Raw genomic sequence first — 13645 nt, 5'->3', positions numbered from 1 at the left:
ATCGATGAAACCCATGCATTTTGGATTAGGCTCCCTGCTATTGTTAACGCTTGGCGTTCAGGCAGCAGAGCCAGTGCCAGCATCAGTGCCTGTGTCAGTGCCTGTATCAGAGATAATGCCTAAAACAGCGATTGCCATTGAGCAAATTAGTATTGCCCGCAATGGCACTCAGCTCCCCGCGACGGGGCTCGAAGACTATTTTACCGGCCGAGTGCGCGTTGAGCCTTTGTTTCAGGCCAAGGACGAAGGTCGCGCATCTGGCGCCTTAGTCACCTTTGAGCCAGGCAGTCGCACCCATTGGCATACTCATCCAGTGGGGCAAACCTTAATCGACACCTCTGGAATGGGCTGGGTGCAACAAGAAGGTCAAACACGCCTTGAAATTCATCCAGGGGATGTGGTGCAGATCCCTGCGAATGTCAAACATTGGCATGGCGCGACGAACAGCACACCCATGACGCATATCGCCATACAAGAAGCCAACGCGGGTAAGGTGGTCACTTGGCTAGAAAGTGTCTCCCCAGCACAATACGACAAGCCCTGAATCAAGCTTAGCGACTCTTCGCCAAAGCAAGCTAAACCAAAGCAAGTTAAACCAAAGCAAGCTACAAACGCCATGACGCAATCTAAGGAGACTTCGATGAATATTAGTGTGACCGCAAACGGCAAAGCATATCGATTTACCCTCCTCGATAATCCAACGGCGAAGGATTTCTACGCCCGCTTACCCCTAAAACTCACGCTTAAGGCCTATGCCAATACCGAAAAAATCGCCATGCTCGAGCCAAAGCTCACCAAAGCACAGGCGCCCAAAGGCACCAGCGCTAAACGCGGCGATATCACCTATTACGCCCCTTGGGGTAACTTAGCCCTGTTTTATAGGGACTTTGGCTATGCCGATGGCTTAATTCCGCTCGGTACTCTTAGTAACGAGACGAGTAACGAGATGAGCAAAGCGATGAGTGATGAATTTGTCGAACTGCTTAGCGGCAAAGATCTCGAGGTGGTGTTCGATAAACTGCCCTAACCATATAAAGCAAAACATAAAAGCAAAAAAGGCGACACTGAGTTCGCCTTTTTCTTTTAATTCCGAGCACTTTCGCCAGTGATTGAGTTACTCGCCGACACTATCGCCATTTAAGTACACAGTATCAGTGACAGGTTCAAACCAATCGACCGCTTTCCCCTCAAGCGCCTCTTGAACGGCCACATGCTGCATGGAAGATGATGCCGTTGCACCATGCCAATGCCGCTTACCACAATTACACCAAATCAAATCCCCTGGGCGAATTGTAGTGCGCTCACCACCTTCACACTGGGTCCAACCTTCGCCTTGGGTAACCAATAGCATTTGCCCGAGTGGATGGCTATGCCAATGGGTTCGCGCGCTCGCTGAAAAATTCACTACGGCCATGCCTACCCGCGCGGGTGGCGGCGCATTGAATAAGCTGCTGATCACCACCTCGCCGGTAAACCATTCACTTGGCCCTTTAATCGGCTGTTGTGTTCCCGCGGGGATCAGTGTCATGGATGCGGTTTCTAAGGTATTCATTAAAAACTCCTTTACTGACGTTGTCTTAAACTGATTTAAAAGTGATGGCGGTATGGGGAATAGTCCGCAAATCCCTTTTAACAAATGAGATAATCTTCTTAAGCCTAGAAGGACGATGCCTGCATATCGATCACAAATCGATAATGCACGTCGGATTTCTCCAGCCGTTCAAAGGCTTCATTAATCTGCTCCATTTTGATCATCTCAACCTCTGGCAAAATGTTCATTCGGCCGCAGAAATCGAGCATCTCTTGGGTCTCGGCAATGCCACCAATGAGTGAGGCGGCAATACGGCGACGTCCCATCACCATAGGCACAGTATTCACCTCGGCAATCAGCCCCACTTGACCGACTAAGGTGAGCGTACCATCCACATTCAGTAACGGCAGGTATGGGGTAATGTCATGCTTTGTTGGCACTGTATCGATGATAAGCTCGAAGCGATTGGCAGCTTGCTGCATGCGCTCAAGATCTGAAGAGATCAAAAAGTCACTCGCACCGAGTTCCAGCGCATCGCTGCGCTTACTTTCCGAGCGGCTCAGTACAGTAACATGGGCGCCCATCGCGGCCGCAAGTTTGATCGCCATATGGCCTAAACCGCCCATACCAATGACAGCGACTTGACTGCCAGGCCCAACGTTCCAGGTTCTTAAGGGAGAATAGGTAGTGATCCCCGCACAGAGTAAGGGCGCGACTTTAGCAAGGTCGAGCGATGCTGGAATACTCAGCACAAACTCTTGGCGCACGACGATATGCTTGGCATAGCCGCCCTTGGTAAGCTCTTGGGTGTGCCTATCGACACTGTTGTAGGTTTGGGTAAAACCCTGCTCACAAAACTGCTCTTCACCATGATGACAGTGAGTACATTCCTGACAACTGTCGACCATACAGCCCACAGCGACATGATCGCCCACTTTGTATTTGTTAACTTGGCTGCCCACTTGCACCACGCGGCCAACGATTTCATGGCCAGGCACTGTGGGATACACCGTCCAGCCCCAATCGTTTTTCACTGTGTGTAAATCGCTATGGCAGACACCGCTATAGAGAATTTCGATAGCGACATCGTTGTCGCGTAATTCACGGCACTCATAGTGATAAGGTTCTAGCGGGCTTTGCGCCGACGCTGCGGCATATCCAATGGTTTGCATATTTCATCCCCTGTGGATTGAGGCAGAAACGTAAAATGACACGCCTCTGCGAGAAATCATCAAGGCCAGCAAAAGCGCTGGCCGTGAACTAAATTACAAATACTGAGTGAAAAATTGCGTCAACTTATCGAAGGGGATCAGCTTCACTCTGTCATACAAGTCAACATGGCCAGCACCTTTTACCAGATAGAGCTCTTTAGGCTCAGCTGCGAGGCTGTAGGCTTCTTGGCTAAACTCCAGTGAGTGCGCTTCATCGCCAGCAACAAATAACAAGGGGCGCGGAGAAATCGAATCGATATCGTTAAATGGATAGAAATTCATAAACTTAGTGTTACTGCTCAGGGTCGGATGCGTCGTCAGCTCAGGCGATGATCCCGCTGGTGTATACTCTCCCCTTGGGGGGCGATAGAAGTCATAAAACTCCTTGGCAATGGGGTGAGAGTTTTCATCGATTTCATGGAGTGTGCCGCCAGTGTATTGGGTTTGACCACCGCTAAACTCCACATAACGCTGCGCAGCCGCCTCGGCGATCAATTGTTTGCGCTGCGCTAAGGTCAACGACTTGCCATATAGATGACGGCTAAATCCGCCCATGTCATACATGCTGACGGTGGCAATGGCTTTCATGCGTGGGTCAATTTTCGCGGCGCTAATGGCAAAACCACCGCTACCACAGATCCCGAGCACACCAATGCGCTCTCTGTCGGCAAACTCGCTGGTGCCCAGAAAGTCTACCGCGGCGCTAAAGTCTTCAGCGTACATGTCCGGCAGCACGGCATTGCGGGGATTGCCCTCACTCTCTCCCCAGAAGGATAAGTCGATGGCGAGGGTTACAAAGCCGCGTTCGGCCAGTTGCTGGGCATAGAGCACGGCGCTTTGTTCTTTTACCGCGCCCATAGGGTGGCCCACGATAATGGCGGCGCGTTTTTCGCCCGCCTTCATATCCTTAGGCAAATACAGATTGCCCGTGACATTCATCTTGTATTGGTTTGGAAAAGTGACTTTTTGCATAGTCAGGGTTTCACTCCGATAAAAATTGTTAGCACCATGGGATAAATCACCTTGATGGCCCGATGTTGCCGCTAAGGCCGGCAAGCTTGTATTTATCAACCATGCCGAGATCAGCAATGCCGCCAAAGACAATGCACCGTTCGATGTTTTCATATTCAATCCTTAATGGGGAACAGAGGTGTCACTTAGGCGATATGCGTTAAATGCCATGGCAACTCATGCTGAATTGTCGACAAAACGACCAAGACATTGAAGCCATGAAACTCGTGGTTACTTGCCTAAAACTCCGAAAATGCGGAAATCATGTAGTAAAAGGTGAGGAAATCGAGGCCGGATAACGTAGCAATGTCGCGTTCGGCTTTATTTATCCCGTTAACACGGATAAAAATGAGGCAAATCTGGCGTACAAAAAGGCCAACGGGGAGTCGTTGGCCTAAGCGTTTATCGAATTTTGAATCTGTGGCGAGTAGCAGCGCCAACAGGCTTAGCAGACTATAACGCCACGCGGCTCATCTGGGTCTGGTGATAACGCAACCGACCGATAGCTAAGGCGATTAATGCAAGCAGTGTTAATGACCCCATCACGACCCCCTGCCACTCGGCTTTATGCCAAAATAGCATCAGGTAAGGCCCGCCCAGCGCTGCGCCTAAGTAATAACAACACAGATACAGCGACGTCGCCTTGGCGCGGTCGCGGCTTGCGCGCATCGCCACAAAGGAGTTGCAGCAACTGTGGGTTAAGAAGAAGCCACAGGCCGTCATCAAAAAGCCCAAGCTAATCGTGACCGGAGTATCGAACAGGGTCAATAAACTGCCCAGTAACATCAAGCACCAAGACCATTGGTATAACTTATGTTGACCAAATTTTGCCAACCACTTGGCAGTAAAATAGGAGGCCACGGTACCACTGGAATAACACAGGAAGATCAACGTCGCTTGGAAACGGCTCCACTCGTAGGGCGCGGCCATCAAATGCAATTGAATAAAGCTAAATTGATTCACCATCATCATAAAAGTGACCCCACCGATGGCATAGGCTAAACGCATCTGCGGATCGGTAAGGTGATGGCTAAAACCATAAAAATCCTGTAATAAACGTGCCCGTTTTGAAAGTGTTGGCGAGGTAGTTTGTCCGCCCGATACCGCCTGCGCATCGGCGCCAGAAGGCAATAAATAACTGGTTAAAGCAACGCCCGCAAGCGTGACTAAAAACAGCAGCCACATGGACTCTTGCCAAGATAAAAACTGCGACATCACCCCGCCGAGTAACCGGCCGACAATCCCACCGATACTGTTGGCCATGATGTAAATGCCCGCGGCTTTGAGCATAGTGCTTGGCGAGAGTTGCTCCTTAAAATAGGCCATAGCAATGGCGGGCACCGCTGCTAACAGCACACCCTGTAAAAAGCGCACGTAGACAAGTGCATTAAAATCCCCTGCCCAAATCAACAGCAGATTCGACAGCGCCAGTAGCCAAAGGCTCACCACAATCGGCGTATGGCGGCCAATTCTGTCGGACACGACCGCATAAATTAATAGCGAAAACGCCAGCGAAAAGCTGGTGACCGAGAGGATAAGCGTTGCCTGTGAGCCCGATACCACAAAATGCTCGGCGATCAGCGGTAACATGCCCTGCATCAAATACAGATTGATATACACCACCACGGAAGCCACACACAGGGCCCACATCAGTCGGGTATCACGTTGTTTACTGTCGATAATAGTGTCTAACACGGCTTGCACTTTTGGCCTCGATAACGCATCACTCTCAGGATAGACAAAGATTAGCACTGGGCATAACATAACAATAATAGATAATTTATATTGAAATTATTGATTTTTGTTATAGCTAACAGTTGCGATACGTCTTGTTATCGGCCAAGCCATGCGAGATACGACTGTACTGGGTTATGGCGCCTTGTTAACCCTTAAAGCACTGTGTAATCGTGTATAAGTGCCCTCGAGCATAAGTACAATCCAGCATAAAAGACGGATAATCATGGATATACGCCAACTTAAACATTTAGATGCGCTGGCCAATACCGGCAGTTTTACCGCGGCGGCCAAGAAGCTCAATATGGCGCAGCCTGCCCTAAGCCAAAGCATTAAACGGCTCGAGCAGTCGCTTGGGGTGACACTGATTAATCGCACCAGCAATAAGAATGACAAGCACCTCGCGCTCACCGCCGAAGGCTTAGTGTTGCACCAGCATGCCACGTTGATCCTAAAGCAAATCAAGCAGGCGGAAGCGCAAATCCGCGCCATGGCGAATCTCACCTCAGGGGAGGTACGGATTGCAGTGCCGGGTATGCTGGGCTCCTTCTATCTGCCCTCACGGCTTATGGCGTTTCGCCATCAATATCCCGAGTTAAAGCTGTCACTGTTCGAAGGCGGTACCCGTGACGCGCTGCGGATGTTACAGCAGGAAGAAGTGGATATCGCCATCATTACCGCCCAGGATCTGCAGAGTGACTTCGATAGCCAATTGTTGATCCGTGAGCAGATGGTCATCGCCATGGGCGCCGAGCACCCGCTCGCCGATCATCCTGCCGTCAGCCTCAACGACTTCTTTGACCATGAATTAGTCATGTTTAAAACTGGCTATTTCCACCGGGAATGGATCCTCTCCCAGGCCAAAGAGCTGGGTAAAAAGCCCAATATCGCCTTTGAGACTAACCTGATTAACTTAATTAAACAGATTGTTTCCCAGGGATTTGGGATCACCAGCGTGCTCGAAATGGCCATCAGTCCAAAAGACGATATTCTCGCCAAGCCCTTTGACCCACCGGTGTTTTTAAATCTGCACATTGCGTGGAAAAAGCAGCGCCCTGTCAGCCAAGCCGACCGCGCCTTTGTGGAATTTTTAATGAAAAACCGCTAACAAAAAGCAATAAAAAGGGCCGATTGCTCGGCCCTTTTAATGAGTCACCTAATACTTAAGGTGAAATAGGTTAACTCATAACAAGTTAGCGCTGTTTACGGCGACCAAAGGCAAATGGCAGCAGTAATAAACTTAACCAGCCAAGAGCACCACCGTCATCCTTCTTCGGCGGAGTATCAGTAATCGATACAGACACTAAGCTCGAATCACTATTGCCGTGGTTATCGGATACCGTCAGTTGGAATGACACGGTTTGTGCCGCACCATTCACACTTGGCGCCACTAAGTTTAATTTGGCCGCTGCAGGGTCAAAATTAAAGCTGGTGCCACCTAACTGAGTCCACTTGTAGGTCAGCGGATCATTGTTCGCATCCGATGATTTGCTTGCATCGATAAACAGCGGCTTACCTTCTTGCACTGAGGTTGGCGCTTCAACCTTAGCCACGGGCGCCACTTCAGCCACATCAAACTGGTAACTTTGCGTCAGGGTTTCTGACGAGGCATTGTTGACCTTGTTGGTTAGGCTTAACTGATTATCGACACTCGCCTTACGTGGAACCAACTCAAAGCTGATGTCCTTCGCGTCAGCGCCCGATGGCATCTCGACCGTCCAAGTGATCTTATTACCCTCTTGCTTACCGTCATGGCTGATGTTAGCCACTTCATGGCCTTCAGGCAGTAGAGCTTCTAAGTTATACACACGTGTTTCTTGGGTTCTGTTGGCTTCGATGCGGGTCTTCATCATCTTTGCCACGCCTGGTGTCAACTGACCACTTAGCGCATTGCCAAGAGGCGACAGCACATCATCACCCACACGTTCAAAGATAACGGGTAACTTCACTGGCGCTACCTTGTCATCACCCGTGGTGAGGGTCAGCATGGCTAAACCATCGTCGCCCACTTTGAGCGCGTCCTTCCACGCCAGCTTGACGTCGAAGTCTTTAGTATCGCCAGAAAGGGTCGCCGTGAGGTTATCCCCCGCGGTTTCGTTGTTGTAGAAGGTCAATTGTTTCAAACCAAACACGTCATCGGCCGTCGCGGATGAGGCGCTGTAGTTTTGCACAATCACATAGTAAGTGCCTTTAACAGGATTGTTGAGTAAGACACTTTCCTCTGAACCGTCTTTCGCCGATGAAGCCACTCGAGCCAGCTTACTACCATCGTTTTTATCGAGTAGCACGTACATATCGAGATCAGGCGACGTGGTGTAGCTAATCGATGCACGGAAATACAGTGCATTTTCATTCACGTCAAATTTAAACACTTTGACCCCATCGGCAAGATCATCAGTGTATGAGGCATTGTTCGAGTCTTGCTTCACGCTTGACTCAATGGTTTGGCTAAGCTTTAGGCCCGACACTTCGGCGCCAACGCTGGTAAAATCCACCGCCTTTAAGCCTTCAAGATTGATTTCATCCGCATTACGGGTCGCTTCAATATTCACCAAATTGGGCAGATTACGCTTACCAATCTTAGCGGCAATCGGCATAGTCGCCGTTGGGAAACTTGCCGACTCGAGCACTAAGTTGCCAAAGCCCCAATCTGCGCCCACTTGTGTCACATCGGCGGTTACGGTAATGGTTTGGCTCGCACCTTTTTTCAGGGTAAAGCTTTCAGGCGATACCGTTACTGCTAACTTATCGGTCACCGCTTGGCCCTTCGCCGTCCAGCTACCATCTTGAGTTGCGGTTACGGTACGGGTCCAAGTACAAGTATTCACGCAGCGAGAATCGGCCATGCTAGGCACGTTTAACTTACGTGGGTCACCGTTCACGACTGGGTTAGCAATTTCATAGTTCAGGGCGCTTTCGTCCATCACTAAACCGGTTTTAGCCGCTAAATCGACACGAATACGGCCAGCGCCCACATCGAACGGATCGGCAACGGTTTTAGCATCGGCTTTTTTCATCGCCTGTGCGGTCGTTGCAGTTAGCATTAATGCGGAGCGGATATTGTCCGGCGTCCAATCCTTGTGCAATGACTTTAGCAGCGCACCAGCACCCGCAACATGGGGGCTTGCCATTGACGTGCCCGACATCAAGGTAAAGTCGGCTGGATTTGTGCCCGATTTATCATGGCCAAATTGTTGATCAGCATAAGCAGCGTAAATATCTGAGCCAGGAGCGGCCACCGAAGGCACAATCACATCATTGGTCGCATTTGGACCAATCAGTGAACTGGCAGATAACACATCGGCCTCACGGCTAATCGCTTGCGGTGTCGGGGTTAAGGTTAGCTCCACAGCAGGATTGGCGGCCATGGCCTCGAGTAAGGCTACGCCATCGGTGTTACCAATAAATACCGCAGGGACATTTAACTTCTCCAATGCCGACATGGTTAAACGCGCATTGCCTTCACCATCACGGTTGTACACTATGACCGCTTTAGCGCCCGCGGTTAATGCACCCGACACTTTAGTAGCGAAATCACATGAACCGCGTTTGATAATCGCAATTTTGTCTTTAAAGGCATCGGCAGGGAATACTTTACAGCCTTCCACATTGGTCGCATCAATCGCGCCTGCAAATACGGGTAGCCCTTTCACGACGTCGGTTTGCACAGGGCCTGAGCCTGGGGTGAATTCAAAGGTCTTACCATTAAATTCCAGCTCGCGTACCACTTCACGATTGTGAGTCGAGTTAGCGACTGAGGTATACCAAGGTGCGTTTTTAGACGATGAATAAGGCACCTGCGCGATGTTTGCCCGAGTGTTGCCCGCCGCAACCGCAGCAAAAATGCCCGCATTACGCGCCGCTAAGAAGCCCTGCTCAGTCGCGCTGTTCCATGGATTGCCGCCGCCACTGATAGAGAAGTTAATCACGTCCACGCCATCTTTAATCGCATCATCAATCGCTTTTAAAATCGGCGCCGTTGCACAGCCACTGTATGTATCTTCTTGATCACCTGGCTCACAGACTTGATAGGCAATAATGTTTGCGTGGGGCGCCACACCGGACATTTGCGCAAACGTTAAGCCAGTCGGGATACCCGCACCTTCGAGCTTACCCACTTCCCCCTCAACATAAGGAACATTGAGTAATATGTTACCTGCCGCGGTGCTGGCCACGTGCGAGCCATGGCCGCCGTAGTCTTCGCCGTTTTTAGCGGGCGGCGTCGCGCCGAAAACCTTTTCATCATCATAGATATCGGTGATTTCAGGGTAGCTGCGCACACCAATCAACTTGTCGTTACACATGCTGGCAAAATCGGTTTTACAGTCACCCACATAAATCCCTTGGCCTAAGGGGTTGGTGTGATCGTAACCATCTTCACCCACATCGGCGAAAGAAGCGTGATCAGAGTTAATCCCTGAGTCGATAATCGCCACAATCACGCCTTCACCCATGGCCTTAGTGCCCGTCGCACTACCGTCCCACACCTTTGGGGAGCCGATCAGTGCCTGACTCACATCGGTTTCAAGCTGTTCGATTTTCTCACGTTCGATATAAACCACTTCAGGTAATTCGGCCAGTTTGATGGCTTGCGCCTGAGTCATACGCACGGCAACACCGTTGATGGCGTATTGGTAAGTGGTCAGCGGCTCAAGACGGGCACCAATGGCCGCGCTGGCGCTCGTTAAAAAGCGCTCTTGCTTGACCTTGAGGAAACTGACGTAATTTTTGACTTCAGGTGCGGCGGCATTCAGTTTGACATTGCCTGTCTTACCGGTGCTTTTTTCCTGTGAGGTCGACTGTATATGTTGTGGACTGGTGGCCTTAAAGCCTGGAATATCCCCTTGATAATTCGCGACGGCGCTGTCACGTAATCTTACGATATAGGTATATTCTCCCTCGGCTAAATCTGGCTCAGGAATAAATTTTACATCTTGGTTGTTAACCGCGGTTAATTGACCACGGGTCGAATTATTTGATAATTCGGCTGGAATATCTAACTGTAACGTTTCACCGGTTGGCGATAATACGGTTTGCGCATTTGCCGCAGCTGATAGCAATGCCATAGACACTGCTAGTGCAATTTTTGTTTTCATGTTCGCTTCCTTCGCTATATTAAAATTACTGCTGAAAGTTCCATTTTTAATATTTATTCAGTACAGCAATATCATAAAACGACTGTAACTGAGAGAACTTTACCGCAGCGTTTTAACACGTAATGATACATATTGAAACACCTCATTAACCGGATAATTACCCATAAAATCAATTAATAAGAATGTCGTTCTCAATAAATATTCATTGTTTAACGGTTAACGGAATGCGAGATGGTTTATGCTGCGAAAGGGAATGTTAGCAAGCGCTTAAAAACCAAATAAAAATTCATTATCACTCATTAATAAATCCTTTGCTCAATTGATAATTAACAGTATGCAAAACCGATAAATCAAGATGAAAACGGATTACATTTAAATGAAATAATTTCAAGCAGACATAATTTTTCACAATTAAGACTGTGATGAATTAGAGGATTGCATGGACAAATAACAGGCATATGATTTAACGAATGTCGTACTTTTTATCGAACTTATTGTCCATACGAAATACACAGAACAAAATACAGAGTATGGCCATCCGATAAAAGAAAAGTGAAAGAGTGAAAAATAAGCAATAAAAAAGGGGATTGACTCCCCTTTCGAAAAAACACATTCACCATCCTGCCAATAGGCTTTAAAGCATTTAACCTAGGGCTCAGTGCGTACCGCTTTCATCAGTACTTCCGTGGTGTATTTATCATTATTAATCACGGGGAAGCGGTCATAGGTTTGAAAAATCACCTTGTCCTGATACTTGATCATGGCCACTACGCCGTAATTAATGCGTTTATCGATAGATTGCGCCGGTAATAAGAACTTAAACGGCACAGGCGCCCTAGCGATATTAAAGCTCTTTTGGGCAATGATGACGCCGGGCGTGTTCAAATCGATAATCGCAATGGTAATTTCACTGCCTTGTGGCAGAAGGATTTTTTCCAAATAGCCCGCAGCCCCATTCACCACCACCGGAGGATCGGGTTGAACTGTCACGCAGCCACTTAAGGCAAATATCACCAGTAAGAATGAAAGAAACAACTTTATTTTCATCAACATATTAACTTCCTTTTACCATACGGATCAGCCCCTCTTGGGTCGTCGATGCGACAAGCTCACCCTGCTGATTAAAAAATTGGCCTCGTACGTAACCCCGTCCGCCGCTGGCGGTTGGACTGTCGATACTATAAAGCAACCATTCTCCCATATTAATCGGGCGATGGAACCACATCGCATGATCGATCGTTGCCATGCGGATCCCTGGTGTTAAAAACGACACCCCATGAGGCTGAGCCGCCGTGACTAAAAAGTTAAAGTCAGAGGCGTAGGCCAGCAAATATTCGTGAATATGGGCATCCGTTGGCATTGGCCCATTTGCCCTTAGCCACACATAGCGATAGGGTTCGGTTTCTTTGGGCGCGAAGGGATGCAAGGGATTGACTAATCGCATCTCAATCGGCGCGTCTTCCATAAACTTTTCCAGAATGCGCGCGGGCACTTTATCCCTTAAGGTCATCGCCAGCTCATTTTGATTTAATAAGCCTTCAGGGCCCGGCACCTCAGGCATTTTGGCCTGATGGTCAAAGCCCGCCTCGGGTTCTTGGAAGGAGCAGGTCATATGAAAAATCGGCCGTCCCTTTTGTATTGCGCTCACGCGTCTGGCACTAAAACTGCCGCCGTCTCGCATATTTTCCACTTCATAGACTATGGGTAGTTTCTCATCCCCTGCACGTAAAAAATAAGAGTGTAGCGAATGCACTTTACGCTCTGATGGCACAGTTTGTTTAGCGGCGCTCAAGGCCTGCCCCATCACTTGGCCACCAAATACATGCCCAAATCCTAAGTCTTGGCTTTGACCACGAAACAGCCCGATTTCAATTTGCTCGAGGGATAATAATGATAAGAGATCGTCTAATACCTGACTCATGGGATCCTACTGAAAATTAGCAACTAATGCCCAAGGGTAACTCAGTTAGACTAGGGCTGACCAGTAGAGAGTCGATAGCTTATTGCATCTTGTGGCTTCAGCCCGCCCAAAGCACTACTCAATCTTAATATGATGCTCAAGGGCACTCTGTTTTGACCAAGCCAGCACTTTATCTTCGCCGCAGGTATGCAGATTAATCGGAAAGGCATAATGCAACTCAGGCCAGTACTTGACCAGTTTATCGGGTGTGCACAGCCCCTCACTGAAATAGATGGACTGAAATTCGGCAAACATCCCATGACTCACGCTGCCCGCCCCCGCAAGCAAATGTTGGCCATTGGGTGCTGCACGACTGACTAAAAATGCCATGGTCGCCGTGACCGTATCAAAGGAAAACAGCGGTTGAATCGCTGGGGCTAAGTGTTTATGCGTCATGGCCGTGAGTGCCTGCGGGCACAGGCTATTGATATGGATGTTATACTGCTCGCCCTCTAAAGCAAGGCTGTTAACCATACCGACGAGGGCCATCTTGGCAGCGCTAAACGGGACTTGATGTAAGTCGCCAAACAACGCCGACACCCCAGTGGTCATCAAAATTCGGCCATAGCCATGGGCCTTCATCAGCGGCCACAGGGCTTGGGTCAGATAAAAGCTACCATGCACATCCACATCAAACTGTCGCTGCCAGTCGGCTTGTTGGATATGCTCGAAGGAGCACGCGCCGTAAACCCCGGCGTTATTGACCAAAATATCCACGCGTTGCCAATCTTGCTGTAGGCGATTCACCATCGCCTTGACATCATCCTGCTGGCTAACATCCACTTCAAAATACAGGCATTCTCCCCCGAGCTTCAAAATGGCCTCATGGGTTTGCTGCAGTTCTACGTTAGTTACCTGAGTTAAGTTAGAAGAGCTAGTTGCCCTCAATGCCTCGACTTGGGATGGACGCCCCTTAGGTTGGTCAACTAATACCAATTTGGCGCCCCGCTCAGCCAACATAATGGCATAGGCTCTCCCTAGCCCGGAGCCTGCTCCCGTTACCAACGCCACTTGATTATCGAAACGCATCCTATCGTATCCTTATCATTGACATTAACGCTGAACGCCACACTTAACCATTCACCCCACAGCTCTGGTTATT

11 protein-coding genes are annotated in these 13645 nt (G+C 49.2%); 3 read left to right on the top strand and 8 right to left on the bottom strand.

What is annotated here, in order from left to right:
* Positions 1 to 4: 4 nt before the first annotated feature.
* Positions 5 to 544, top strand: a complete 540-nt coding sequence (locus K0H59_RS08865) for a cupin domain-containing protein (RefSeq protein ID WP_220055278.1) — start codon at positions 5 to 7, stop codon at positions 542 to 544.
* 96 nt (positions 545 to 640) lie between these two features.
* Positions 641 to 1027 carry a cyclophilin-like fold protein gene (locus K0H59_RS08860; RefSeq protein WP_220055277.1) on the top strand — a complete coding sequence of 129 codons (387 nt, stop codon included), beginning with the start codon at positions 641 to 643 and terminating at the stop codon, positions 1025 to 1027.
* Between the two features lie 87 nt (positions 1028 to 1114).
* Here the strand turns inward: K0H59_RS08860 and K0H59_RS08855 are convergent, their stop codons facing one another.
* From K0H59_RS08855 to K0H59_RS08840, 4 genes are all read right to left on the bottom strand, one after another.
* Positions 1115 to 1552, bottom strand: coding sequence for a cupin domain-containing protein (locus K0H59_RS08855; RefSeq protein WP_220055276.1), 438 nt, complete (start codon positions 1550 to 1552; stop codon positions 1115 to 1117).
* Between the two features lie 104 nt (positions 1553 to 1656).
* On the bottom strand, positions 1657 to 2703 hold the full coding sequence (locus tag K0H59_RS08850) for an NAD(P)-dependent alcohol dehydrogenase (RefSeq protein ID WP_220055275.1): 1047 nt from the start codon (positions 2701 to 2703) through the stop codon (positions 1657 to 1659).
* Positions 2704 to 2796: 93 nt separating this feature from the next.
* Positions 2797 to 3867: an alpha/beta hydrolase gene (locus tag K0H59_RS08845; RefSeq protein ID WP_220055274.1), complete on the bottom strand. Its 1071-nt coding sequence runs from the start codon at positions 3865 to 3867 to the stop codon at positions 2797 to 2799.
* A 339-nt stretch (positions 3868 to 4206) separates the two neighbouring features.
* Positions 4207 to 5457, bottom strand: a complete 1251-nt coding sequence (locus K0H59_RS08840) for an MFS transporter (protein WP_220055273.1) — start codon at positions 5455 to 5457, stop codon at positions 4207 to 4209.
* A gap of 256 nt (positions 5458 to 5713) precedes the next feature.
* On the opposite strand from K0H59_RS08840, the gene K0H59_RS08835 reads away from it, so the two are divergent.
* The gene (locus tag K0H59_RS08835) at positions 5714 to 6595 is read left to right on the top strand and encodes a LysR family transcriptional regulator (RefSeq protein ID WP_011622400.1); all 882 of its coding nucleotides are present in this window, start codon (positions 5714 to 5716) and stop codon (positions 6593 to 6595) included.
* Positions 6596 to 6680: 85 nt separating this feature from the next.
* Here K0H59_RS08835 and K0H59_RS08830 read toward each other — a convergent pair whose 3' ends face one another.
* The 4 genes from K0H59_RS08830 to K0H59_RS08815 form a co-directional block, all read right to left on the bottom strand.
* Positions 6681 to 10583 (bottom strand): S8 family serine peptidase, encoded by a 3903-nt coding sequence (locus K0H59_RS08830; protein WP_220055272.1) that lies wholly within the window; start codon positions 10581 to 10583, stop codon positions 6681 to 6683.
* A gap of 648 nt (positions 10584 to 11231) precedes the next feature.
* Entirely contained in the window at positions 11232 to 11636 is a 405-nt protein-coding gene (locus tag K0H59_RS08825) for a YbaY family lipoprotein (protein WP_220055271.1), read from the bottom strand.
* Position 11637: 1 nt separating this feature from the next.
* The gene (tesB, locus tag K0H59_RS08820) at positions 11638 to 12504 is read right to left on the bottom strand and encodes an acyl-CoA thioesterase II (RefSeq protein ID WP_220055270.1); all 867 of its coding nucleotides are present in this window, start codon (positions 12502 to 12504) and stop codon (positions 11638 to 11640) included.
* 114 nt (positions 12505 to 12618) lie between these two features.
* Positions 12619 to 13572 (bottom strand): SDR family NAD(P)-dependent oxidoreductase, encoded by a 954-nt coding sequence (locus K0H59_RS08815; RefSeq protein ID WP_220055269.1) that lies wholly within the window; start codon positions 13570 to 13572, stop codon positions 12619 to 12621.
* Between the last annotated feature and the right edge of the window lie 73 nt (positions 13573 to 13645).

The organism is Shewanella sp. FJAT-51649 (genome assembly GCF_019457435.1).
GTDB lineage: Bacteria > Pseudomonadota > Gammaproteobacteria > Enterobacterales > Shewanellaceae > Shewanella > Shewanella mangrovisoli.
This window is presented reverse-complemented; position numbering and strand designations above follow the sequence as displayed.